At 50.3% G+C, this 25,812-nt stretch carries 21 protein-coding genes; 10 read left to right on the top strand and 11 right to left on the bottom strand.

The genetic code is table 11. The annotated features are described in order from the left end of the window. Positions 1-186 precede the first annotated feature (186 nt). Positions 187-1,701, bottom strand: coding sequence for a threonine ammonia-lyase, biosynthetic (ilvA, locus tag B6A39_RS00105; protein WP_083000192.1), 1,515 nt, complete (start codon positions 1,699-1,701; stop codon positions 187-189). A 160-nt stretch (positions 1,702-1,861) separates the two neighbouring features. On the opposite strand from ilvA, the gene rpiA reads away from it, so the two are divergent. After that, on the top strand, positions 1,862-2,536 hold the full coding sequence (gene rpiA / locus B6A39_RS00100; RefSeq protein ID WP_083000190.1) for a ribose-5-phosphate isomerase RpiA: 675 nt from the start codon (positions 1,862-1,864) through the stop codon (positions 2,534-2,536). Here rpiA and waaA read toward each other — a convergent pair. Genes waaA through B6A39_RS00085 form a run of 3 tightly spaced genes read right to left on the bottom strand, consistent with a single transcriptional unit; the run spans position 2,528 to position 6,334 of the window. Next, positions 2,528-3,817, bottom strand: a complete 1,290-nt coding sequence (gene waaA, locus B6A39_RS00095) for a lipid IV(A) 3-deoxy-D-manno-octulosonic acid transferase (protein ID WP_083000187.1) — start codon at positions 3,815-3,817, stop codon at positions 2,528-2,530. The two genes, rpiA and waaA, sit on opposite strands and share 9 nt — an antisense overlap. Further along, positions 3,817-5,247 (bottom strand): bifunctional D-glycero-beta-D-manno-heptose-7-phosphate kinase/D-glycero-beta-D-manno-heptose 1-phosphate adenylyltransferase HldE, encoded by a 1,431-nt coding sequence (gene hldE / locus B6A39_RS00090; RefSeq protein ID WP_083000185.1) that lies wholly within the window; start codon positions 5,245-5,247, stop codon positions 3,817-3,819. The genes waaA and hldE overlap by 1 nt, the downstream gene beginning before the upstream one ends. After that, positions 5,237-6,334, bottom strand: coding sequence for a glycosyltransferase family 9 protein (locus tag B6A39_RS00085; protein WP_083000182.1), 1,098 nt, complete (start codon positions 6,332-6,334; stop codon positions 5,237-5,239). Before B6A39_RS00085 ends, hldE begins: the two co-directional genes overlap by 11 nt. Between B6A39_RS00085 and B6A39_RS00080 the strand changes: the two genes are divergently transcribed. Beyond that, a complete protein-coding gene (locus B6A39_RS00080) occupies positions 6,333-7,112 on the top strand; it encodes a 3-deoxy-D-manno-octulosonic acid kinase (protein ID WP_083000180.1) in 780 nt (259 codons plus the stop codon). The two genes, B6A39_RS00085 and B6A39_RS00080, sit on opposite strands and share 2 nt — an antisense overlap. Before the next feature lie 40 nt (positions 7,113-7,152). Here the strand turns inward: B6A39_RS00080 and B6A39_RS00075 are convergent, their stop codons facing one another. Further along, complete coding sequence (locus B6A39_RS00075; protein WP_232318738.1) at positions 7,153-8,181, bottom strand: glycosyltransferase family 4 protein; 1,029 nt, start codon at positions 8,179-8,181, stop codon at positions 7,153-7,155. Positions 8,182-8,255: 74 nt separating this feature from the next. Between B6A39_RS00075 and B6A39_RS00070 the strand changes: the two genes are divergently transcribed. From B6A39_RS00070 to B6A39_RS00055, 4 genes are read left to right on the top strand one after another with little or no spacing between them, the layout of a single operon-like run. Next, positions 8,256-9,014 carry a glycosyltransferase family 2 protein gene (locus tag B6A39_RS00070; RefSeq protein ID WP_083000175.1) on the top strand — a complete coding sequence of 253 codons (759 nt, stop codon included), beginning with the start codon at positions 8,256-8,258 and terminating at the stop codon, positions 9,012-9,014. A gap of 25 nt (positions 9,015-9,039) precedes the next feature. Next, on the top strand, positions 9,040-10,158 hold the full coding sequence (locus B6A39_RS00065; RefSeq protein WP_083000173.1) for a glycosyltransferase: 1,119 nt from the start codon (positions 9,040-9,042) through the stop codon (positions 10,156-10,158). 20 nt (positions 10,159-10,178) lie between these two features. After that, on the top strand, positions 10,179-10,883 hold the full coding sequence (locus tag B6A39_RS00060) for a YrbL family protein (protein ID WP_083000171.1): 705 nt from the start codon (positions 10,179-10,181) through the stop codon (positions 10,881-10,883). 57 nt (positions 10,884-10,940) lie between these two features. Next, positions 10,941-12,581, top strand: a complete 1,641-nt coding sequence (locus tag B6A39_RS00055; protein ID WP_083000168.1) for a sulfatase-like hydrolase/transferase — start codon at positions 10,941-10,943, stop codon at positions 12,579-12,581. Here the strand turns inward: B6A39_RS00055 and waaF are convergent. Continuing rightward, positions 12,571-13,611, bottom strand: coding sequence for a lipopolysaccharide heptosyltransferase II (gene waaF, locus B6A39_RS00050; protein ID WP_083000165.1), 1,041 nt, complete (start codon positions 13,609-13,611; stop codon positions 12,571-12,573). The genes B6A39_RS00055 and waaF overlap by 11 nt on opposite strands. Then, positions 13,604-14,560, bottom strand: coding sequence for an ADP-glyceromanno-heptose 6-epimerase (gene rfaD / locus B6A39_RS00045; RefSeq protein WP_083000163.1), 957 nt, complete (start codon positions 14,558-14,560; stop codon positions 13,604-13,606). The genes waaF and rfaD overlap by 8 nt, the downstream gene beginning before the upstream one ends. Positions 14,561-14,670: 110 nt before the next feature. On the opposite strand from rfaD, the gene glyQ reads away from it, so the two are divergent. The 4 genes from glyQ to gmhB all read left to right on the top strand — a co-directional run bounded on the left by glyQ (position 14,671) and on the right by gmhB (position 19,331). Beyond that, positions 14,671-15,642, top strand: a complete 972-nt coding sequence (glyQ, locus tag B6A39_RS00040) for a glycine--tRNA ligase subunit alpha (RefSeq protein ID WP_083000160.1) — start codon at positions 14,671-14,673, stop codon at positions 15,640-15,642. Then, positions 15,642-17,708, top strand: coding sequence for a glycine--tRNA ligase subunit beta (gene glyS, locus B6A39_RS00035; RefSeq protein ID WP_083000158.1), 2,067 nt, complete (start codon positions 15,642-15,644; stop codon positions 17,706-17,708). The genes glyQ and glyS overlap by 1 nt, the downstream gene beginning before the upstream one ends. A 234-nt stretch (positions 17,709-17,942) precedes the next feature. After that, the gene (locus tag B6A39_RS00030; RefSeq protein WP_083000155.1) at positions 17,943-18,740 is read left to right on the top strand and encodes a hypothetical protein; all 798 of its coding nucleotides are present in this window, start codon (positions 17,943-17,945) and stop codon (positions 18,738-18,740) included. A gap of 9 nt (positions 18,741-18,749) precedes the next feature. Beyond that, positions 18,750-19,331, top strand: coding sequence for a D-glycero-beta-D-manno-heptose 1,7-bisphosphate 7-phosphatase (gene gmhB, locus B6A39_RS00025; protein WP_083000153.1), 582 nt, complete (start codon positions 18,750-18,752; stop codon positions 19,329-19,331). Between the two features lie 191 nt (positions 19,332-19,522). On the opposite strand, the gene gyrB is transcribed toward gmhB, so the two are convergent. The 4 genes from gyrB to dnaA form a co-directional block, all read right to left on the bottom strand. Further along, complete coding sequence (gyrB, locus tag B6A39_RS00020) at positions 19,523-21,943, bottom strand: DNA topoisomerase (ATP-hydrolyzing) subunit B (protein ID WP_083000151.1); 2,421 nt, start codon at positions 21,941-21,943, stop codon at positions 19,523-19,525. 39 nt (positions 21,944-21,982) lie between these two features. Further along, positions 21,983-23,086, bottom strand: coding sequence for a DNA replication/repair protein RecF (gene recF / locus B6A39_RS00015; RefSeq protein WP_083000149.1), 1,104 nt, complete (start codon positions 23,084-23,086; stop codon positions 21,983-21,985). Positions 23,087-23,186: 100 nt separating this feature from the next. Next, positions 23,187-24,290 carry a DNA polymerase III subunit beta gene (gene dnaN / locus B6A39_RS00010; RefSeq protein ID WP_009723350.1) on the bottom strand — a complete coding sequence of 368 codons (1,104 nt, stop codon included), beginning with the start codon at positions 24,288-24,290 and terminating at the stop codon, positions 23,187-23,189. 55 nt (positions 24,291-24,345) lie between these two features. Then, positions 24,346-25,812, bottom strand: coding sequence for a chromosomal replication initiator protein DnaA (gene dnaA / locus B6A39_RS00005; protein WP_083000146.1), 1,467 nt, complete (start codon positions 25,810-25,812; stop codon positions 24,346-24,348).

The raw sequence follows: 25,812 nt of genomic DNA, 5'->3' as shown, positions 1-25,812 counted from the left end.
GTGCGCCATCTAAGCAGTGCTTATCTAAAGATGACACCCCTCTTTAATTTCGCCAACGACTATAGGGCCATAGGGGAAGACTGACAACTGCTTTCAGCGCTATTTTTAACGCGTCATTAAACGTTTCTAAAAGTTCACACTTCTTAGCAGCTCTGCATCACGGGGTTAGTAAGCACTTACAATTAGTTACGCCATGAAAAGCCGATACGCCGGATTATCGCTTTCCCGCCAATACCGGTAGCCAATCGCATCTAAGTACTCTGCAACATGGGTTTGATCACTACTCGGCACTTGCATGCCAACCAATACACGACCATAAGCAGCGCCATGATTTCGGTAGTGAAACAAAGAAATATTCCAGTCATGGGGTAACTGGGTTAAAAAGTTCATGAGTGCACCAGGGCGCTCAGGAAACTCAAAGCGGTAGAGTTCTTCTTCAAACCGCTCGCTGGGGCGACCACCACTAAGGTGGCGAATATGTAGCTTCGCTAACTCATTGTCAGTCAAGTCTTCAACCTGATAGCCAGCTTCACGAAGCTTATCAATCACCGCCTGACGATCTTCACCACCCGGTTTAACTTGAACACCAACAAAGATATGGGCCTCGCTATTATCCGCATAGCGATAGCTGAACTCGGTGACCATGCGTTTACCCAGTGTGCGGCAGAACTTTTTAAAGCTGCCTGGTTTTTCCGCAATGGTCACCGCCAAGATCGCTTCACGCTGCTCACCCAGCTCGGTACGTTCCGCAATATGTTGCAAACGATCAAAATTAGTATTCGCACCAGAGTTAATACATATCAGCGTCTCGCCTTCGGCACCGGTTTGCTGCACATATTTCTTTAGGCCAGCCAGCGAAAGCGCCCCAGACGTTTCTGCGACAGCGCGGGTATCTTCAAAGATATCCTTCACCGCAGCGCACATCTCATCGGTATTCACCGTAATAACCTCATCGATTAAGTCGCGCACTAAAGAAAAGGGCACTTCACCGATTTGCGCAACGGCTACCCCCTCCGCAAACACGCCAACTTGATCCAGCACGACCCGCTCCCCGGCTTCTAGTGCTGCTTTTAAACAGGCGCTGTCTTCGGCTTCTACGGCGATGATTTTGATATCCGGGCGCAGATATTTCACATACGCTGCGACGCCAGCAATTAAGCCGCCGCCGCCGACAGGAATAAAAATAGCGTCTAAACGGCCACTGTGTTGGCGCAGAATTTCTACCCCGATAGTCCCCTGTCCTGCGACCACATCAATATCATCAAATGGCGGAATATAGGTATAGCCATGCTCTTTAATCAACTCTTGGGCATGCTCGGCAGCAGCAGCAAATGCATCACCTTTCAAAATAACCTTCGCACCGCGGGCACGTACTGCCTGAACCTTGATATCGGGCGTAATACGCGGCATCACAATAACTGCTTTCACACCCATCAGCTTGGCTGCCATAGCCAACCCTTGGGCATGATTCCCCGCTGATGCTGCAATCACGCCCTTGGCCTTCTGCTCTTCAGTTAGCTGGGCCATTTTGTTGTAAGCACCACGAATCTTGAAAGAAAACACTGGCTGAAGATCTTCGCGCTTAATCAAAATTTGGTTGTTGAAACGACGCGACAAAAAGGGTGCAGGTGAAATAGGGGTCTCACAAGCGGCTTCATAAACGCGGGCTTGGAGGATCTTTTTGACGGTTGCTTCGAGCATGCGGAAATCCCAAAAAAATAACGTGACCCTGACGGGTGAGAGCAAAGCCTTTATTGGTAGCAGATTACGCCTAGCGTCGTCTAGCGGCGTTTCCATCGGCAGTGGACGCTAAGGCCGTTATACTAGGGAGCACTGCCTAACCCTGACGCAGGAAAATATGATGACCCAAGATGAATTGAAAGCGGCCGTAGCGGACGCTGCGATTAAAGAGATTGAGCCTCATCTCGAAAAAGACACTGTGCTCGGTATTGGCACAGGCTCAACAGCGAACCTGTTTATTGATCGTTTAGGCCCGCTAAGAGATCGTTTCAAAGGTGCCGTTGCCAGCTCTGAAGCTAGTGCTAAACGCCTACAAACACTAGGTATCGAGATATTCGAACTCAACAATGTTGGCGATGTACCTTTTTACATCGACGGTGCAGACGAAGTAAATGCTAACTTACAAATGATAAAAGGAGGTGGCGCAGCACTGACCCGGGAAAAAATCGTCGCCGCCTGCGCCAAGCGATTTATTTGCATTGCCGATGGATCGAAATACGTTAGCCAACTTGGCAACTTCCCACTACCGGTAGAAGTTATTCCGATGGCACGCTCCTACGTCGCTCGGGAGCTGGTCAAATTAGGCGCTGACCCCGTCTATCGGCAAGGTGTCGTCACCGATAATGGCAATCAAATTATCGACTGTTTTGACTTTATGATCGATGACCCAGCGTCCATGGAAGCACGCATTAATGCCATTGTTGGCGTCGTCACTAACGGTTTATTCGCCCAGCGCGGTGCCGATGTACTGCTGCTAGGTAAGACGGACGGCGTGGAACGAACCACGTTACGTTAGCCACTGGCTAAGCCCATCGAGAGTTCGCGTCAGCGCGCCTCTATGGGCTTCAACCACCCCTTGCCCGGCCTTCCCAATTTGCAGAGCAAATAATGGCGCTGCCAGCCGCTCGGCCAGCGCGTCGGCTAAGGCATCAGGGGTATCCACCACGCTTAACGCGCCTACCGCTAACAGTGGCTCAGCCACATCGCTAAAGTTCTCAAGTGAAGGTCCGCAAAGCACGGGCTTACCCAACGCCGCAGGCTCCAGTACATTGTGGCCGCCCAACGGCACTAAACTACCGCCAACATAGGCCACATGCCCTGCTGCATACAGCGCTGCCAGCTCACCTAGCGTATCCCCCAGGTAAATCTGCGTTTGTGGCGTCACGGCCTGCTGCTGGCTTCGACGACTTAGTTCCCAGCCGCCCTGGGCACACAGCTTGGCCACCTCGTCAAAACGCTGCGGGTGTCGCGGCACCAATACCAGTAGCGCTGTTGGAAAGCGCTTCAATAGCTGACGGTGAGCCTCCAAGAGTAGTGCTTCTTCCCCATCCCGGGTGGAACCCGCCACCCATACTGGGCGTGCGCTCCAGGCTTGAAGTAAGTGCTCACTCTCTCTTAAAGCCTTTTCTTGAGATGGCACCTCAAATTTTAACGAACCAACGACACGGGTTACTTCTGCGCGGCAACCTAGTGCCTGAAAGCGCTCGGCATCTTGTACAGATTTAGCAGCCAACCATGTGACATTAGCTAATGCACTCGCCATTAACGAACGCAAGCGCTGATAGCGTGCAAAGGCTCGTGGCGATAGCCGCCCGTTCACTACGGCGACAGGTACTGCTTGTTGGTGACAAGCGTGCAGAAGGTTGGGCCACAGTTCGGTTTCAAACAGAATGGCAAGAGTGGGCTGCACGCGGGTAATAAAGCGCTTGGCCGCACCTGGAAAATCTAAAGGGAGGAAGCGGTGAGCAAGCCTTACTTGATCCGGCGCGGTTTGCTCACCGATGAGTGCTTGAACCTGCTGAGCACCCGTCGCGGTCATGGTGGTCAGCAACAGGCTGTACTGAGGGTAACGCGCCAGCAAGCCCTCTATTAGGGGGCGGGCAGCGCGCACTTCCCCCACCGAAGCACAGTGCAACCAAATTCGCGGCGCAGGGGGAAGTGTACCCAAACGTATACCAAGTCGCTGTAAGCGTGAGTACGTAAGTACTTGCTCACGCCAGATGCGCCACCCAATCAGCGGAGATAACATATAAAGCACCGCTGAATAAGTCAGCCGAGGCCAAATTGGCGACGCCATCACCCCTCACGATCCAGAATGGAGCTAATCATTGCGCTGGTCGATACGCCATCTTCAAAGCCCAGTACTTTTACGTCGCCGCCGTTGGCGATAACAGCTCCGCCACCGGCAATATCTTCAGGGCGGTAATCGCCGCCTTTTACCAAAATATCCGGCAAAACGGCTTCAATTAGCGCTTGGGGAGTATCGTCACTAAATGGCACGACCCAATCGACAGCGCCTAATCCAGCTAACACTTGCATACGTCGGTTAAGCGGATTGATTGGCCGTTTAGGGCCTTTCAAACGCCCAATAGAGGCATCGTCATTCACCGCAACGATAAGACGATCCCCCAGGCGTTTGGCTTGTTCTAAGTAGGCCACGTGCCCTGCATGGAGAATATCAAAGCAGCCATTGGTCATCACCACGCGCTCGCCGCGCAGCTGGGCAGCACGCACGGCATCGACCAGCGGGACTTGGTCAATCACCCCAAACTCAGCCAGTTTGTCGCCATGTAACGCGGTGTATAGCTCGGCTATCGAAAGCGTCGCTGTTCCCGGCTTGGCCACCACCAAGCCGGCCCCCAAGTTGGCCAGCATCATCGCTTCTGGTAATGCATGGCCTGATGCGAGCGCTAGCCCCATCAAGCCAATCACGGTATCGCCGGCGCCGGTTACGTCGAACACTTCCTGGGCTCGGGTGGGCAAATGGAGCGGTGCGTGACCTTCACGAATGAGGGTCATACCTTTTTCGCTGCGAGTGATCAGTAGCGCTTCTAACTCAAGCTCGGCGCGCAACGCTTCTCCGCGCTGAGCCAGAACATCGTCATTGGCGCAGTGGCCAACAACCGCTTCAAACTCGGTTAAGTTAGGCGTAATCAAACTCGCCCCACGGTACTTACTAAAATCTTGGCCCTTTGGGTCGACCAGCACTCGCTTGCCAAAAGCACGCGCCATCTGAACCAGCGTCTCGACCTGATTAAGGGTTCCTTTACCGTAGTCGGAAAGAATCATCACATCGCAATCAGGCAGCGCTTTTTCGACCTGCTCCAGCAGTGCTGTGGTATCGACGCTATCGAGGCGCTGTTCAAAGTCCAGCCGCAGAAGCTGCTGATTACGGCTCATCACACGCAGCTTGGTAATCGTAGGTATCTCTGAGCTTCGCTGAAAGTAAGTACTTACATTCGAAGCCGCCAAACGCAATGTCAGCAGTTCAGCATTTTCATCCTCTCCCACCACACCGGCCAGTGCAGCCTGGCCACCGAGAGAGGCCACATTCAGCGCCACGTTCGCCGCGCCACCGGGGCGGTCATCAGCATCTTCTACACGCACCACCGGCACCGGCGCTTCGGGTGAAATACGCGACGTGCCACCATGCCAATAGCGGTCGAGCATCACATCCCCCACCACCAGTACGCGGGCATGTTCCAGGGCGGTTAAATCAACTCTCATCCGAAGGTCCTGTTGTTGGCGGCACTGCGGTATACGCCAGCAGCGCATCTAACTTAGCAATCACGTCGTCGGCCTTGATCAAATCCATGGCATCGGCATGGCGTACTCGCTGCCCCCAGCTAACCTCATCGACGGATTTATTCAGATACGTGCGAACCGCTTCTGGGTAGGCATTGACCGCAAAATCCCGCCAACAATAAGGCGCTGCACGCTGGGGATTGGTGGTCGCGTAGAGGCCAAGCGTAGGCGTACCCATGGCATTCCCCATATGCGCTGGCCCCGTATCGGGGGCAATAACCGCACGAGCATTATCAATCAGCGCCAGTACCCCTTTAAGCGACGTACCGCCAATAGCATTAATAACGCTATCCGGTTGACATAACGCCTCAATTTGATCGCCGATTTCTCGCTCTAAAGAACTACCACCTCCGGTCAGCACGCTCTTCAGACCATGGTGTACCCAAGCATGTTCAATCACGCTGGCATAGCCTTCCACTGACCAGTTACGAAAATTGCGCAACCGTGCGTTGCTGCAAGGGTTGATAACGAGATACGGCGCCTCGCCGCTGACCCCACGAGCTTCCTCATAAGCCAGCGGTGGTACAGCCAGATTCCATTCCAATCGATCATCTTCTACGCCGAGCAAGCGAGCGAAATCCATAAACGACTCCAACACATGGGCGTTAGGATGCGGCGCAAGCTGATGCTGAGTAAACCAATGCTGGGCGTCTTTAGCACGCGACTTATCATAGCCCACCCGTACATTGGCCTTGAGGCCAAGCGAAAGCACGCTAGCGCGTATCGCCTGCTGCATATGTAGCAGTACATCAAAGCGAGTGTCGGAAAGCTCTTTCCACAGGGTACGCATGCCCGCAAGACCGGTGGACTTGTCATAAACAACAAACTCGACCCCAGAAAGCCCCGACAGTAAACTGTGCTCCCCCTTGCCGATTATCCAGGTAATGCGAGCGTGCGGCCATTGGCGCTGCAAAGCACGCACCGTGGGCACAAGATTGCACACATCTCCCAACGCGGAGAGGCGCAAAATAGCAATATGGTTAGGTTGAGCAGGCAGAGAGGGCTTCATGCGCTTAGCGGCACTCCGGCAAAGAAATTGGCTGATTTTACATGATGTAGACAGTTTAAGTGACGCTGCCACGTCACACCAACTGTCGCAACAACGATCGCAAGCTGGATCTCAACATCAATCACAACAACAGTCTCAAGGGCAGTCACACCCACTTCATCCCGATCTATTCCATCAGGCCTATTGGCGTGAGCGTAATTTAATCGTTGGGGAAGCACCAGGAAGGGGAAGCAGTTTTTTCTTAAAGGCCAGTGATTCAGAACAGTGGGTATTGCGGCCTTATCGCCGCGGTGGACTCATTGCCAAGCTGAGTAAGAAACGCTACCTGTGGCTGGGTGAAGAGCGCACCCGTGCGTTTCGCGAGCTGCGCTTAACCGCTACGCTGTATGACCAGGGGCTGCCCGTGCCGCGCCCCGTTGCCTGCTGCATTATTCGTTATGGCCTTACGTATGAAGCCGCGCTCATAACTGTCAGGATTCCAGGCGCTCAGGCGCTTGCTAGCTTATTGGCAGCAGGGAAAGCAGATGACGCTTTGCTTCAGCGCGTTGGCACAATGATCAATTGCTTCCATCAAGCAGGCCTTGATCATGTTGATCTTAATGCGCGCAATATCTTGATTGATCATCATGGTGAGCCCTGGTTGATTGACCTGGATCGCTGCCGCTTGCGGCCACCAGGCAAGTGGCAGGAAGATAACCTAGCCCGCCTTGAACGCTCGATTAACAAATTCACTCAACATGCGAATCTGCATGCTATACGCCAAGGGTACGACGCATAAAAAGAACGTTTAAGAGCACGTTTCTGAAAACGTTGGCGCACTACAAAGTACGGTATAACGCCAAGTAAGCACTTGCCATCGCCTCAGAAGAGTAGTTGTTAAGCGTGGAACGCGCTGTCGTCACTAACCTATTTCTTAACGAATCATCGTGCCTAAGTGCCACAATGCCTTCGGCTAACCTCTTGGCATTGTTGGGTGGAACCAAAAAACCAGTTTCGAGATGCTTGACGATATCCGGGATTCCTCCCACCTCGCTGGCAATAACCGGCACATTTGCATTCATCACATCCAGCAGTACTGACCCCAAGCCTTCATTACGGGAAGGGAATGCAAAGAGATCAAAAGCAGGCATATAGTTGTTAATATCGGGTTTAAAGCCCATCCAAACAACGTTACCTAATTCGGCACTCTCTTTATGAAGTAACGAGGCATCTTCCCCACGGCCAAAAAAGAGAAAGAGTATTTCAGGATGCGTCTGCTCTAGCTGCCGAGCTGCCTCTAGTAGTACACGCTGTCCTTTGTGACGATCTACCAGTGCCCCCACATGGCCCACAATAAAACGCCCGCTATAAGTATGGCGCAACGTTTTAGCAATCATTAGATCAGGCGTCGAGGGAGAAAAGGCGCTGGGGATTAAAGGTATTGGCCGGGAGCTCAGTGAGCCAATTTCATTAGCTATTACACTGGAAATGGCGACACAACGGTGGGCATTACGATAAAAAACTACGTTGCTCCACTTCCTTTTGATAGGCGTATCGACACGGCGGGTAAGAATATAAGGCGTCTGAAACAGCTTTTTGTGCAGCCAAGCCCAATGAACAGCCTTTGCCTCGTGAGCATGAACAATATCCGCTTTTCCAGCAAGCCAGTGCCCCGCCAACTGAGACGATGCATTAACAAACCGCACATTAGCTGTATCAGCTAACTCGTCGCGCAGAGGCGACAAGGGCTGACAAACCAGGGTTTGCTGTTTTACATCCGGACGTTTAGCGAGGGCTTGTATTAATAATACCGTTTGGCGCTCTCCTCCTCGAAAACCCTTAGCCAGATTAACGTGAATAATTTGCAAAAGCGCCTCACTTGAATATTTTGGGTATAAAAGCAGATATAATAGCACCCGTCGCTCATACTAACAGGACAGTCATGCCCATACCCGCTAGCGTAAGCGTTGTTATCATCACTCGAAATGCTGCCGCCACACTGCGACAAACCCTGGACTCTGTTCAGGATTTTGATGATGTTGTTATTTACGATAACGGCTCAAGCGACGATACGCTAAAAATCGCGGCAGACTATCCAAACGTAACGTCATATGAAGGTGAGTTCCTAGGTTTTGGCCCAACCAAACGTCACGCTGTTTCGCTAGCAAAACATGACTGGATTGTGTCGTTAGATGCGGATGAGGCCCTATCTCCGATACTGGTAGAAGCTATTCTTGCCTGGGTAGACAAGGCCTTGCCAAACGACCTTGGCCAGGTGTTGCGCGAAAATTGGATGATGGGCCGCCCTGTGCGCCATTCCGGATGGGGTAATGACTGGCTGATTCGCTTATTTAACCGCCAATGCCATAATTTCAACGATGCCATGGTTCATGAGTCAATTGCACTTAGCCAACATAGCCGTGTGCAGCGTTTAACAGGCACCATTACGCATACGGCAGTCACAGACTTATCCCAGCTTTTAGAAAAAGTTAACCGTTATTCGACTATTCGGGCTGACTCAGGAAAGCTGAAAGCATATCCGGTGCCCATTGTTTTTATAAAAGCGCTATTTGCCTTCATTCGCACCTATTTATTACAGCGCGGATGTTTAGATGGTTGGAGAGGTCTCGTCATTGCAGTATCCAATGCTAACGGTGTCTTTTGGAAGTACATGAAAAACTATTTAAAGACCAATCGCTAAATTTTAGACTTCTATAGGTTTGACAATGCAGAAAGCACCCACCGCTGTTGTTGCGATACGTAAACTTAACAAAATGACAGGTGCTGCAAGAATTGCATTGCAACAAATCTCGATTTTGAGCGCGATGGGCTATAACGTCACCGTCTTGTGTGAAAAAGCGGATGCTGCCAATATCCACTCCACCGGAGGCACATTACATAAGATATCTACCTTTCCTTTCAAAGGATTAGTACGTCGGCGCTGGTTTAGTGCTCGTGCCAATGCCTGGCGCCTACGCCATAAGCCTGACCTCGTTATCAGCCACGGCGATTCAGACAATGCCGATATCGTTTTTATGCATAACTGCGTCGACCTTGCCCAAGGGCTTATCTATCCGGAAGCTGCTGATCTCCAAAGCGATGTCTCGAAAATGCATCGAAAGATTATGTCGCAAGGAGCCTTTAAAAAAGTGGTTGCCAACTCTCGATTGATGGCAAATGATTTAAGTAGTCGATACAACCTACCTGAGGATAAAATTGAAGTTTCTTATCCTGGGTATAATCCTAAGCAATTTAACGCTTCCGTTAAAATTAATTATAGAGAGGCTCGCCGAGATGAGCTCGGCATTAAAAAACAAGAAAAACTGATAGGCCTAGTAACCTCTGGAGATTTCAAAAAGAGAAATTTATCTTTATTTATTGATATTGCTGACTGTCTCGTAAAAAAAGCCACTTTAAATTATCGATTCCTGGTAATTGGCCAGGGAAACACGGCCGCCTACAAAGAAAAAGCTGAAAAACTTAATATCGGACACCATTTTATTTGGAAAAAAACGGTTCCCAACGTAGAGCAATATTATGCTGCGTTAGATTTATTTATGTTACCCGCACATATCGAGGAATTTGGCTGCGTGGTGTTAGAAGCAATGGCTTGTTCTACACTGCCTCTAATATCTGAGCGTGTCGGTGCTGGAGAAATATTGGAAGGGGACTATAAACAGCTCATTGTGTCCGGCTATGACGCTTGCCAATGGGCTCAGGCCTCCGAAAAAATATTGATGCAAAACAATGACTTGCTATCAAATCAGGTTGCGAACAGAGCTAGCCAATTCACTTATGAATATCAGTATAAGGCGCTCAAAACTTTACTTTCGCAATTCTTTTAAACAAAGATCAAGGATGATCCATGTATTTTTCATATAAAAAGATCGCTAAAGAAATTAATAATAGTGAGCAAATCATCTTGCATGACGATGACATTTTATCCTATGGCAGCAATCGTATTTGTTATCTCTATAAAGAACACCCTTCTAAGTTAATTAAAATTTCACGAGATTCAAATCATTGGAAAAAAGGTCATCGGCAAAGTCTGTCTGAGTGGTATGTGTCTCAGAAAATAAAAAAAATGTGCAAAAGTAGTCACATAAGCTTCTGTCACACCTGGGTTACTACCAACAGGGGACCGGGATTAGTAGTAGATAAGATCTTCGACGATAAAGGTAAGTCGTTAACGCTGCGAAAGCTCTTGTTCAGAAAAGAACTTACGGTTGATAAAGCCTTGATATTGGTCGAGGATATTATCAGAAGCTTTTTCAATTCGGGCATCCCAGCGTCTGACTTCAATATTGATAATTTCATTTTAAATGGTAATCATAATGAGTATAAACTCATTATGGTGGATGGCTTTTCACCTAAAAAACTAAACTTCAAGACATACCTTTTATTAAAAAGTAAGCGATTATCAGGTTTTTATACTCATCGAAAATGGCAGCAAGCAAAATCGCAATTTACTAAATGTGCTCAAGAGGTTTATGCAGGCAATTATCGCTACGCAGCAGCCCCGCCTTTACATGCGACTTCGAAAGCGTCTTCTGATAATTCGCGTGGCTAACTGACATATGTCATATCTGCTTGCCAGCCACGGCTCGACTGAAAACATAGGTTATATATGGACCCTAGCGTTATCCGAAAAATAGCAGTGACTGTCATCGGTTTATGTATTGGCTACGCCATCACTGTGCTGACTCGGCTGCCTTGGTGGACGCTATTTTTTACAGCCACCGTGTGGATTGGCTTTGGCATCAAGCTACGCTGGGGAGCACCGCTAAACGCTCGCTACCGCCCAGTGTGGCCTTGGTCGCTGGTACCTATCAGCTTGTTAGGCATTTATATCTACTTAGCTGACAGCTTTGGCAATGTCGATTTAGGCGCAGTGTTTTTCCACCTTCAAGCGGGCATGGCCGAACATGGTGGTGCTGGAAAAATGATCACTGCCGTTATTTACACAATTAGCGTGCTCGCAGTGCTGGCATCGGTTACCTGGATTACGCGGCATGATCAGCGATGGCGGATAGCTGAACGCTTTGCTGCACTTCTCTTGTTAGCAGCAAACCCAATGCTATACGGCTTAGGTCAGCGCAGCGCGGCCATCGTAACGGACGATGGTGCTTGGTTAGATCGCCGTTACGTGCCGCCGCCCACGGAAGATCAAACCAATGCGCCTAACCTTCTGGTGATGTATCTGGAAAGCATTGAGCGTACGTATAGCAATGAACTATTTGGTGATGCTTACGCTGACTTAACCGCGCTAGGCGAACGAGGGCTGGTCTTCGAAGGTATCCAGCAAATGGAAAACACTGGCTGGACCATGGCCGGCATGATTGCTAGCCAATGTGGCGTACCACTGATGCCTGCGGGACTTTTGCATGACAGTCAGTTCGACCCGCTCTCCAAAGTAGTCCCCGGCGTCGATTGCCTAGGCGATGTGCTCGCAGCTCAAGGTTATCGACTTAGCTATCTGGGTGGAGCTAGTGCTCAGTTTGCTGGTAAAGGGCTTTTCTATCGCGGCCATCAGTTTAATACGGTAAAGGGAAAAGAGGAGCTTTCAGCGGAGCTCGATGACCCAGAGTACATAAATAGCTGGGGGCTCTATGACGACACTCTTTACGATTTTACTGTGAATGAAATTCGTCGTTTGAATGAAGAGGATGACGGCCCTTGGGCAGTGGTTAATCTAAGCATTGCCGGACACGCCCCTAGCGGTTTTCCCTCCCAAACGTGCCTAGACCGCCAGGGGGAATTCGACGGCCAAGATATCTTATATTCAGTGAAATGCTCGGCTAGCCAGGCGCGCGATCTTATTGAGCGTCTTGAACAAGAAGGCCTCCTCGAAAACACATTGGTTGTCGTGCTCAGTGATCATCTTACGATGCGTGTGTCGGTTTGGGATCAACTAACAACGCTTGATCGAGAGAATACGCTGATCATGTTGGGCGAAGGTATCTCACCGCTGACAGTACATCGGGGGGCGACAATGTTAGACGTATTCCCCACTATTTTGGACGCCATGGGCCTGCCGCTTAACGATAACCGTGCAGGACTTGGGGCATCTCTGCTTAGCAGTCAACCAACGCTGGTTGAAACGCATGGGCTTGAGGTGCTTAACGAGCGCCTACGGGAAGAGACAGCGTTACAGCATCGCCTTTGGGAAGGACTGACCCCTCAACGGCGCGAACCACAAGAAAGCACCGAACAACAAGTCATAGAAACCCCTGCTGATCAGGCCGATGAAGTCGAAATTATGCGCTAACGTTATTAGCGCGCTGACTATCGACCCTCATCGCTCGATACACTTGCTCTACGCCTAAGTCATTCAGACAGTTGGTGTGCCCCAGTGGGCAAGTACGCTTAAAGCAAGGTGAGCAGGAAAGCGCTAGATAGTGAATGACAGCATTATCGGTTAGGGGCGGTGTGTAAGCAGGTGATGAAGAACCGTATAGAGCGTGAATACGCACGCCTACCGCAGCGGCAACGTGCATTAAGCCTGAATCGTTGGTGACCACCTGGCGGCAGTCTGCCAATAGATCTACCGCATCCGACAATTGGGTTTTGCCGCATAAGTTATGCGCGTGGGGCAACCCTTTCACAATGCTATCTCCAGCGGCATGATCTTTCGGCCCGCCAAACACACGCACCTCAAATCCATCCTTAACCAGTCGCACTGCTAACGCATGGAAATAGCCTAACGGCCACTGCTTAGCTGGCCCGTACTCCGCTCCTGGCATCATTCCAATAGCTGGACGCGACGATAGCGCGTGAGTAAGGCGTAAATTGACCAAGTTATTTCGATCAATCGTTAAACGCGGCGTCGGAATCTCAAATTCGCCTTTTATGGCTTCTTCCAGCGGCAGGCCCAGAGAAACAAACCGCTTAACCGTTTGATCCAACACCTGCTTATCCAGCTTGCGGCGCTCTTTCAATAAGCCGTAGCGGTGTTCACCCAAAAAACCGATACGCTCGGGAATACGCGCCATAAAGGGCACCAGCGCCGCTTTCCATGAGCGCGGCAGAACAATGGCACGATCAAAGCGTCCTCGTAAACGGGCAGCCAGCTCACGGCGGCTGGCAAGGCCAAATTCACCATGCCCCACTGCCAATGGAAGCACCTCGTCTACCTCAGGCATACGCTCAAGAATAGGCTTTGACCACGCAGGGGCTACTACCCCCAGGGTTGCACCTGGATTGCGGGCTTTAAGGGTGATGAACAGGCTTTGTGCCATCACCATATCACCTACCCAGGAAGGGCCAACTACTAACATTCGTTTGGCAGAATTAGCCATTCAGCCACTCCAAATATGCATTTACGCCTTGGGCAACTGTTTTAAACTCAACATCACACCCTGAGGCGCGCAGGTTGCTGATATCGGCTCGGGTATAGCTTTGATAACGCCCTTTTAGTTCTTCAGGAAATGGAATGTAGTCAATTTCACCCTGACCATAAAAGCCGATTACAGCCTCGCCAATGGCTTTGAATGGCTCTGCCCGTCCAGTGCCCAAATTAAAAATACCGGACGCATGAGGATTATCTAAAAACCACAGATTGACGTCGACCACATCCCCAACGAAAACAAAATCACGACTCTGCATTCCGGCCTCATAGCCGCCGTAAGCCCCAAAAAGTTTTAATGTTTCCCCATTTCGAATTTGTAAATGATTATGGTAGGCCACACTCGCCATCTTGCCCTTATGCTGCTCACGAGGACCATAAACATTGAAATAGCGAAAGCCAACCACTTGTGTCGTCAACTCATCCCAGCGTGAACGCACATGCTGATCAAACAACAGCTTAGAGTAGCCATAGACGTTGAGCGGTTTTTCATGCTCAGGCGCTTCTTTAAATACCTCACTGCCGCCGTAAGTAGCCGCCGATGACGCGTATAAAAAAGGAATGCCTAACGCTTCACAGTAGTTAAGCAGTACTTTTGAGTACTCGAAGTTGTTCTCCATCATGTAGTGCCCATCCCACTCCGTTGTATCGGAGCATGCACCTTCATGGAAAATAGCATCAATGGTCGGCAAATCGACAGACTCACCGCGCAACGCAGCTTTAATCCGCGCTAGAAAATCATCTTTATCCAGATAATCAGCCAACGTGCAGTCGGCTAAATTGACGAACTTGGTACCATCGCGTAAGTCATCAACCACCATCACATCATCACGGCCACGAGCGTTCAGCGCTTTGACAATATTGGCACCGATAAAACCAGCCCCGCCAGTTACAACGATCATCTCGTTCTCCTTATCAAAAGCAGCTCTGTTGGCTAACGTGCCTATAACCCATCTCTCTGTGATTGTATACTTGACGGCTTATGAATTCATGGCCAACGGTGCTTTCCGCGATGAGTGTCTCGACAAACCAATCGACATCTGATGTGTCGACCTTTCAAGGCTTGATCCTTACTCTGCAGCAATACTGGGCAGAACAAGGCTGTGTCATTCTCCAACCTCTCGATATGGAAGTCGGCGCGGGCACCTTCCACCCTGCCACCTTCCTACGAGCAATTGGTCCAGAAACCTGGAATGCTGCCTATGTACAGCCTTCCCGTCGTCCAACAGACGGCCGCTACGGCGAAAACCCTAACCGCCTACAGCATTATTACCAGTTTCAGGTGGTAATGAAGCCATCGCCCAGCAATCTGCAGGACCTCTATTTAGGCTCATTAAAGCGCCTGGGACTCGATCCTCTCATTCATGACGTGCGCTTCGTGGAAGACAACTGGGAATCCCCTACTCTAGGCGCCTGGGGCCTTGGTTGGGAAGTGTGGCTCAACGGCATGGAAGTCACTCAGTTTACTTATTTCCAGCAAGCAGGCGGCATTGAATGCTATCCCGTAACTGGCGAGCTCACCTATGGGCTTGAGCGTATCGCCATGTACCTGCAAAACGTCGATAGCGTGTATGACTTAGTGTGGGCCATTGCACCTGACGGCAGCAAGGTCAGCTACGGCGATGTTTATCTTCAAAATGAACGTGAGCAGTCGGCGTATAACTTTGAGCATGCTGATGTTGATCAGCTATTCGCCGCCTTTGATCACCAAGAAAAAGAGTGCAGCAAGCTCCTGATAGCCAATCTGCCGCTGCCTGCCTACGAGCAGGTTCTGAAAGCGTCCCATACATTTAACCTGTTAGATGCTCGTCATGCGATTTCCGTGACCGAACGCCAGCGCTTTATTCTGCGCGTTCGTACCATGGCACGCGATGTCGCTACTGCCTATTTTGAGTCTCGTAAAGCAGAAGGATTCCCGATGGCGCCCGAAGCCCTGCGCCGCGAACTGTTACAAGAACCACTCGCCGATCAGGGAGACGCATAATGGCCGTTGATACGCTTTTATTAGAACTGGGCGCAGAAGAGCTTCCCCCAACCGCGCTGGACGCACTCTCTGATGCGTTTGCTGCGGGCATCGAAAAAGGCCTGCAAGAAGCCGAGATTCCTTTCCAAAGCATCGCCGCTTACGCGACCCCGCGACGTTTAGCCGTGCAGGTTACTGGGCTTGCAGACAAGCAGCCTGACCGTGAAGTTGAGCGCCGAGGTCCTGCCCTAGCCGCTGCATACAAGGATGGCATGCCCACCAAAGCAGCCGAAGGCTTCGCGCGTTCTTGCGGCGTCAGCGTTGATGAGTTGGTTCACCTAGAAACCGATAAAGGTACTTGGCTTGGTTTCCGCGAACAGCAGCAAGGCGAGACTGTACAGGCGCTACTGCCAGAGATGGTTCGCAAAACACTACAGTCGCTACCGGTACCTAAGAATATGCGCTGGGGTTCGTCACGCGTTGAATTCTCCCGTCCGGTTCACTGGCTAGTTGCCCTTTATGGCTGCGACGTCATTGCCGCAGAAGCGCTTGGCCTTCAGGCTAGCCGTACCACCTTTGGCCACCGCTTCCATGCGCCAGATGCCATACAGCTTGAGCATGCCGATGATTATCTAGCTGCACTAGAAAATGCCTACGTACTAGCTGATCGCCAGCGGCGCCGCGAACGCATCCGTGAACAGGTATTAGCTGAAGCCGAAGTTCAAGAAGCCAATGCCGTTATCGACGAAGCGTTGTTGGTTGAAGTCAGCGGATTAGTCGAGTGGCCGGTCGCATTAACCGGCAGCTTCGATGAGCGCTTTCTGGAAGTGCCTGCGGAGTGTCTCATCTCCTCAATGAAGGCCAACCAAAAATATTTCCACTTGCTGGATGACCAAGGCAAGCTAAAGCCGCTGTTTATTACCATTTCTAACATTGACAGCGCCGACCCTCAGCAAGTGATTTCCGGCAACGAGAAGGTGATCCGCCCGCGCTTAGCGGATGCTGCTTTCTTCTACGATATGGATCGCAAGCAAACCCTGGCCTCTCGCATCCCACAGCTGGAAAGCGTGGTATTCCAGCAACAGTTAGGTACGTTGGCTGACAAGGCACGTCGCAGCACGGCGATAGCCACTTATATTGCTGAGCACATTAATGCAGATGTGAACCATGCCCAGCGTGCAGTGGCACTTTCCAAGTGCGACTTGGTCACCGAGATGGTACTCGAATTCCCAGAGCTTCAGGGCATTATGGGCCGCTATTATGCAGAACAGGATGGTGAGCCCGCTGAGGTTGCTCAGGCACTAGAAGAGCAGTATCTACCCCGCTTTGCCAGTGACGACATTCCACAAAGCCTTGCAGGCCAAGCGCTGGCGTTAGCCGACCGTCTAGATACCCTTGTTGGCATCTTTGGTATTGGCCAGCGCCCAACCGGCGCAAAGGATCCGTTTGCCCTACGCCGTGCCTCTATTGGTGTATTAAACATTCTGGTCAAAGGTCAGCTTAATTTAGATCTTCGCGAGCTACTCAGCGTAGCTGCAGAACAGCACCAAGACCTGCCTAAGGCGGAAGGCTTGGTGGAAGATGTATTGACCTACATGCTGGACCGCTTCCGCGCCTGGGGCCAAGAAGAAGGTATTAGTGCTGAAATGTACTTGGCGGTACGCGCTCGCCCAGTAACCAAACCGCTGGATTTTGCTCGTCGCTTACGTGCCGTTAAGGCCTTTGCTCAGCGGGAAGAAGCCGCTGCTTTAGCTGCCGCGAACAAGCGGGTTTCTAATATTCTGAGCAAGCAGGAACACAACGGTAGTACCCAGGTTGATCAGAGCCTGCTTCAGGAAGAAGCTGAGAAGACGCTATTCAATGCAGTAACGGCCAGCCAACAGCAAGTAGCTCCGTTATTTTCAGCCGGCGACTACCAGCAAGCACTGGATGCACTGGCAACGTTACGTGAACCTGTCGATGCTTTCTTCGATCAGGTAATGGTCATGGCCGATGACGACGCTGTCCGCCAAAACCGCTTGGCGCTGCTTGCCAGCCTGCAAGCGCTGTTCCTTGAAGTGGCGGATATTTCCCAGCTGCCGCAATAAGCCCCTGTACCGTTATCGGTTCACCCAAATAACAACAGAAGACCCGGCTTCACTCAAGCCGGGCTTTTTTCGCTTATCACATTTGTCTCGCCTCCTCCCCTCAGACTAAACTCAGGGTTATGCCGACTATTTGTTTCACGTGAAACACCAAGGTAAAATTAGAGCTTAATCGCAGCGCCATTTCCTTGTAAAAGGCCATGGTCATAACTGCTTTAATCGCCATGGAACCGGCCTATGTACGACTTATTCTTGCTTGATACTCTTCCTCAACAACAGGCAAACATTGCGCCTTATATGCTTAATACAAAACGAGTATGGCTAAAAAAGGCGACGAAACGAAATTCACGCCTGGCCTACCTACCGCTTACCCTATTAGCTAAGTGGCTGAGTATTGAAGCACTTAAACCCGTTCCTAACTTAGGGGGAGAGAAAAGCGTTGCTCTAGAAGCAGCTCGAATTAAATCCCTTTCTAAGGCAGGAATAGCAGTCCCGATTATATTAGCCGAATCTCCCCAAGCACTACTTCTTGCGGATGTAAGCGATGCAGAGGAGCCTTCGCAAACGCTGCTGGATAAATTACTGTCTGCTAAAAGTGTCAATGAGATTGATCATTACCTACAGATGAGCACTCAGGCGCTGAATGATGTTCACGCAAAGCAGTGTTACTTAAGTGAAGCCTTTGCACGAAATATATTGGTCAATAAAGAGGGTATTGTCTTTATCGATTTTGAGACCGATCCTGGTACCTATCATGAGCTGACGAACTGCATGGTCCGGGACTGGCACTGCTTTATTTTCTCTCTCTATGGCAAACTAAGTTCTCGTGCCCCTCATATGGAACGTTTAACGCCAGCACTACTCAATGGATTAAGGCAGTCGCAACCAGAAGTTCAGGAACGCTTCATTGGCACGCTCTCACGATTTAAGCGTTTAGGCCGCATCCCCTTTCATTTTTTAGGTAGTGATGGGAAGAAAATTGCAGCTACCCTTCATGCACTGTCCACTTTAGACCAACAGCTACGTAGCCAATAGAAGGACGCTATGTCCCTTATTTCAGACTCATCAAAGCTCCCTGCAGCCTCCTGCCTAGTCATTCTTGATCGTGACGGTGTCATCAATCACGATTCTGATGCTTATATTAAATCACTAGAAGAGTGGGTCCCCTACCCTTCAGCGATCGATGCTATTGCACAACTAAACAAGGCAGGGTACACCGTGGCAATAGCTACCAATCAGTCGGGTATTGCACGGGGCTATTACGATGAGGCAACGCTCCATTCAATGCATGATCGCTTAATAGCACTGGTTGAGGCGAAAGGGGGATGTATTGCGCATATTGCTTACTGCCCTCACGGCCCAGATGATCAATGCTCTTGTCGAAAACCAATGCCCGGATTGCTTTTGCAAATTCAGCAGCAATTAGGTATGGAGAGCCTTATCGGCAGTTGGATGGTCGGCGACAGCCTGCGGGATCTAAGCGCTGGCGAATCAGTAGGATGCCGTACCGTGCTGGTCAGAACAGGCAAAGGGGAGAAAACGCTAGCAAGCCACACTAACCTTGATAACACACTTGTTTATCCAGATTTAGCCGCGTTTGCAGACTGGCTATGCCAACAGCAGTAACACAAGGCTTCAGCTTTCCGGTTTCACCCCGGCTTCTCTAACTAGTTTTAACCTCATAAAAAAACGCCGCTCTCCCATTTTTTTAGGCGCGGCGTTTTGGTTTTCATCTAACGATGCGTTTATTTAGAGCCTAGAACTAATGACTATGCTGAACTGAACTGTTTCACGTGAAACATATGCCGACACACCTATCAGACATCTAGATTAGCAACTAGGGCATTCGTCTCAATAAATTCACGACGAGGCTCCACTTCATCCCCCATCAACGTGTTGAACATCATATCGGCTGCAACCGCATCTTCAATGGTTACTCGCAGCATACGACGGCTGTCGGGATCCATAGTGGTTTCCCACAGCTGATCAGGGTTCATTTCCCCCAGGCCTTTATAGCGCTGGAATGAGAGCCCACGCTGCCCCTCTTGCATCAACCACGCCAACACTTCGGAGAAGTGCGTAACTGGCTTCTGGCGCTCGCCACGGGCAATATAAGCACCTTCTTCAAGCAACCCGTTTAACGTCTCACCAAGGCCCGTAATGGCTCGATAATCAGTGCTCTCAAAGAAGTCCAGTCCCCACACATACTCAGTCGTAACGCCGTGGGCAATCAAAGACACTGCTGGCAAGTGTAAGCCGCGCTCGCTATCTTCATGAAGATAGAACTGGTAACGCGGTCCGCCCTCATAAGCTACCATGTCATCCATAGCTTTCTGTAGCTCAGCAATCCAATTTTCCATGGTGATGCGGTCTTTAAGACTTACCTCACCCTGAAGCGCCGTTGCATGCACAGCCTGTTTGAGTACTGCAATGGGATAGACACGTGCAAGGCGATCAATCCGCTTCATCACATTTCGGTACTGAGTAACCAATGCTTCTAGTTGAGAACCAGCGATGCCAGGTGCATCAGCATTGACATATAACCCAGCCCCATCCAATGCAGTGGTGGTCAGGTAGTCGGTCATTGCCTGTTCATCTTTCAGGTACAGCTCTTGCTTACCCCGCTTAATTTTATAAAGGGGGGGCTGAGCAATAAAGATGTGACCACGCTCAATCAATTCAGGCATCTGACGGAAAAAGAACGTTAGCAGCAACGTACGGATGTGCGAACCGTCAACGTCGGCATCGGTCATAATAATGACTGAATGATAACGTAGCTTATCGGGGTTAAACTCTTCGCGACCGATACCACAGCCTAGCGCTGTAATCAGCGTGCCGACTTCAGCAGATGACAGCATCTTATCGAAGCGCGCTTTCTCAACGTTTAGTATCTTACCTTTCAGCGGTAAAATTGCCTGGGTACGACGGTCACGTCCCTGTTTAGCGCTGCCACCAGCAGAGTCACCCTCCACCAGATAAAGTTCTGATTGGCTTGGATCTTTCTCTTGGCAGTCAGCAAGCTTTCCAGGTAGCCCCGCAATATCGAGCGCGCCCTTACGGCGAGTCATATCCCGTGCTTTACGAGCGGCTTCTCGCGCTCGAGCAGCATCTAACATCTTATTAACGATCGACTTAGCTTCGTTAGGTTTCTCGATCAGGTAATCAGCAAACAGCCGCCCCATTTCCTGCTCAACCGCCGTTTTAACTTCACTGGAAACCAGCTTGTCTTTGGTTTGAGACGAGAATTTAGGATCAGGAACTTTAACAGAGATAATCGCGGTCAAGCCTTCACGAGCATCATCACCCGACGTATTGACCTTCGATTTTTTCAGCAGCCCCTGAGCTTCGATATAGTGGTTAAGCGTTCGTGTAAGCGCGGCACGAAAACCCGCTAAGTGGGTTCCACCATCTCGTTGAGGAATATTATTGGTGTAGCAAAAAATGTTTTCCGTGAAGGCCTCGCTCCACTGCATTGCCACTTCTACTTCGACGCCATCTTCTCGCACTGCATTGAAATGAAAGACGGGGTTCAGAACTGTTTTATTTTTATTCAGGTGATCAACAAATGCTTTCAAACCACCTTCATAATGAAACAGCTCCTCTTTTCCGCTACGCTCATCCATTAAACGGATAGCAACGCCTGAATTCAAGAATGAGAGTTCACGCAGGCGTTTAGCGAGAATATCGTAGTGGAACTCAATATTCGCAAAAGTATTCGGTGACGGACGGAAGTGCACACGGGTGCCACTTTTTTCCGTTTTACCTACTACACCTAATGGCGCCTGTGGTACACCGTGATGATAAACCTGCTCAAACACTTCCCCTTGACGCCAGATGGTTAGCCGCAGTTCTTCTGACAGCGCGTTAACAACCGACACCCCTACACCGTGTAGACCGCCTGACACTTTGTATGAATTATCATCGAATTTACCGCCAGCGTGCAGTACTGTCATGATAACTTCTGCTGCTGAGACGCCTTCGCCTTCATGTAACTCGGTAGGAACACCACGGCCATTATCACTCACCGTTATTGATTCATCCGGGTGAATAACCACACGAATTTCACTACAGTGACCCGCCAGAGCTTCATCGATGGAGTTATCCACCAGCTCGAAAACCATGTGGTGCAGCCCGGTGCCGTCGTCGGTATCGCCGATATACATGCCTGGGCGCTTGCGCACTGCGTCTAGCCCTTTGAGCACCTTAATGCTTGATGAATCGTAAGCCTGCTCGCTCATTGACCACTCCGTCGTGAAGTCTGTCTCGTTCCGTGTCGCCTACCCGTCCGGCAGTAATTGGCTTAACCCTCGATCTGAGTGTTTCACGTGAAACATCCCGACATCTGTTGAGGGTTCCCATATACCACGAAGCGCGGAGGGTTCGACGCTAGTAATAAATGCCTGGCACTGCATCTTTTCAAGTAAATTGCAAAACCGAGCTCGGTGCCTGCTATCCAGCTCCGCTGGCAAATCGTCGATTAAATAGATGCAATGTCGTTGCGTTGTACTTTCCAGAAGCCGCCCCTGGGCAAGCTTCAGCGCACTAACTACCAGCTTTTGCTGGCCTCTGGAAAGGACTTCAACAGCAGGCTGCTTGTTCAATCTGATTCGTATATCCGCACGCTGGGGCCCCTGCTGGGTAAAGCCCATTTGCTGATCCGCTTGGCGGCTATCCTGCAAAACATCCGCAAGTGCGCGCTGCTTATCCCAGCCTCTTGCATAAAGCAGCGTTAAATCAGGTAGAGAGATCAGCTCTTTTAGGGTTTGATCGAACACTGGCAAGAAATCACTGAACCATGCTTGCCTTAGCGTATCCATCTGTTCCCCCCAGAGCGCCAACTCTTGCTCCCACACCGCTATTTCGCTTGGCACTATTCTACCACGCCTAAGGAGCGCATTCCGATGTTTCACAGCGCGACGCGTTCGCTTCCATGCGTCGAGAAAAGAGTGTTTCACGTGAAACACACCCCAGTCTAGAAACTCCCTTCGCCCAGCGGGCGACCCTTCAAGAAGGCGAAAGGCATCTGGGTTTATTAACTGCAACGGCATGGCTTCAACTAGCTCTGCTAAGCGAACACCTTTTTCACCACGTAAGCGGAGCTCTAGCTCACGCTGTGCGCGCATTCTCCTTACGCCAAGCGCAACCTCAGGGTCGCCTGCCAAGCGGCCGTAGAGTGTCATATAGGGCGCCTCAGCCTGTATAGCATGCTTCAGCTGACGAGTCCTAAAAGAGCGCCCCATCCCTAGGATATGAAGACCTTCTAGCAGGCTGGTTTTTCCACTGCCATTAACGCCATATATCAAATTAATACGGGGTGAAGGACACATATCAACTGGCGCTAAATTACGCAATCCCTGAAGATTTAATCGAGTCACACTCATTAACGATTGCCGATAAATAAGACCATGAAACCTTCCTTGTAAACGCGAAAACGGCGCTTCTGCCATCAGAAGCGCCGCCCTCATTAGCTACCTATTGCGGCTATAATCGCATCGGCATAACAACGTAAAGCGCATCGCCGCCGCCGGGCTCTTCTAACAGCGCACTACTATTGGGATCTGCTAGCGTCATTTGCACTCGGTCCTCGTCCAGAACCGATAGTACATCTACCAAGTAGCCTACGTTAAAGCCAACTTCCATGGCTCCACCATTATATTCAACGGCCACATTCTCTTCGGCTTCTTCCTGTTCAGGATTGTTGGCCATTACTTTAAGATTGTTTTCCTCAAGGTACAGCCGTACACCGCGATATTTCTCATTTGAGAGGATAGCTGTACGTGAAAGCACCTGACGTAATTCAGCACGCTCAGCGATTAATACTTTATCGCCATTGCGAGGCACTACACGCTCGTAGTCAGGGAACTTGCCGTCAATAAGTTTTGAGGTAAACGTAAAGTCACCTGTATGAGCGCGAACATGGGTTGAGCCCAGGGTAAGGCTTACCGGCTCATCACTATCATCCAACAAGCGAGAAAGCTCTAGGATACCTTTGCGCGGCACGATTAGCTTTTGTGCTTGATCAACAACAATATCGATAGGCCGTGAGCACATGGCTAAACGGTGTCCATCCGTCGCAACGGTGCGCAATAAGTTGCTTTGAATTTCGAGCAGCATGCCATTTAGGTAGTAACGAACATCCTGCTGAGCCATTGCAAACGACGTTGACTCAATCAGGTGCTTCAATGTTCCCCGAGGTACACTAAGTTCCTGACTACCATCAGCGTCTTCAATATTCGGAAATTCTGCAACGGGTAGCGTCGATAGCGTAAAGCGTGAACGACCACTGCGAAGAACGGCACGCCCCTCTTCCACCGCCAGTTGAATCTCAGATTGATCGGGCAACGATTTACAGATATCCATCAGCTTACGAGCAGGAACCGTGGCGGCGCCCTCTTGATCAACTTGACTCGCCACGGTACGGCCTACTAGTTCCACTTCTAGGTCGGTACCGGTTAATGCTACCTGATCCCCTTCTACTTGGATCAGTACATTAGAAAGTACTGGTAGCGTTTGGCGCCGTTCAACTACGCCCGCCACCAGAGTCAGCGGGCGAAGCAACGCCTCTCGGGAAATAGTAAATTTCATCGGTACTCCGGTTTCTATCCTGAAAGGCCCACAGTGCAGGCCCAAACGATAACGGTTAACTAGTTAGCAGGCGAAGAAGATTCTTATAATCTTCACGAATATCCGCATTTTCTTCTTGCAGTGCTTTTACCTTACGGCATGCGTGTAACACGGTTGTGTGATCACGACCACCAAAGGCATCGCCTATTTCCGGCAAACTATGATTCGTCAGCTCTTTTGCTAGCGCCATAGCCACTTGCCTTGGCCGCGCAACGGAACGAGAGCGGCGTTTAGAAAGCAGATCAGCAACTTTAATTTTGTAATATTCAGCAACCGTCCGCTGAATATTATCAACCCCTACCTGCTTATCTTGTAACGCCAATAGGTCTTTAAGCGATTCACGAATAAAGTCCTGAGTAATGGTTTTACCCATGAAATGCGAGTCTGCAATAACCTTTTTCAGCGCACCCTCAAGCTCGCGGACGTTCGAGCGAATCTTCTGAGCAATAAAGAAGGCAGCGTCGTGTGGGAGATCAACTTTCGCCTGATCTGCCTTTTTCATCAAAATCGCTACACGGGTTTCCAACTCCGGTGGCTCAATCGCCACTGTCAAACCCCAGCCAAAGCGTGATTTCAAACGCTCCTCTACACCGCTAATTTCTTTTGGATAGCGGTCAGAGGTAAGAATCATTTGCTGGCCACCCTCTAACAACGCATTAAAGGTGTGGAAAAACTCTTCCTGGGAACGCTCTTTACCAGCAAAAAATTGAATATCATCAATAAGTAATGCATCAACGCTGCGATAAAAACGTTTGAAGTCGTTAATCGCATTTAACTGTAGTGCTTTCACCATATCTGCGACAAAACGCTCCGAGTGTAGATACACCACACGGGCATTTTCACGGCGGCCAGCCAGAGCGTTACCAACAGCGTGCATCAAGTGTGTTTTACCTAAACCAACGCCACCATATAAAAATAGCGGGTTATAGGCGCCACCAGGGTTTTCGGATACCTGACGAGATGCAGCGCGAGCCAGCTGGTTCGATTTACCCTCAACAAAAGTATCAAAGGTAAAATTAGGATTCAGCCCACTACCGTGTTTTAGGCTGCCTTCAACCTGTACTTGGCGCTCATTTACTCGCCTACTCGGTGACTCTTCTCGCAGTTGATCAATTTCTCGCTCATCAGCAAGGTCTCCCCTTGGCGGTGTATGAACCGCAGGCGATGCTTGCCTTGAAGGGGATGCTGAGACCGGGTTACCTAAATCTCTCGGCTGCGGAGCAGGTGCTGCGACACGGCGGCTACCTACTGTCAAGCTGACTTTGGGAGGCTTGGATGGCGCAAGTTCGCGCATCAGCTCACTGATACGCTTTGAGTACTTATCACTCACCCAGTCGCGCACAAAGCGATTCGGCGCCAACAAGCGCAGCTCATTGGTCTCTCCTTCTTCTGCCTGCAGCGGACGTATCCAGGTATTGAACTGCTGGGAATTCAGTTCGTCCTGCAGGTAGTCCAGGCACTGTTGCCAAAGCGCGAGTGACAC

It is taken from the genome of Halomonas sp. GT, from assembly GCF_002082565.1.
Lineage (GTDB): Bacteria > Pseudomonadota > Gammaproteobacteria > Pseudomonadales > Halomonadaceae > Vreelandella.
Note: the sequence above shows the minus strand (reverse complement) of the source record. Positions and strands in the feature narration are given on the sequence as shown.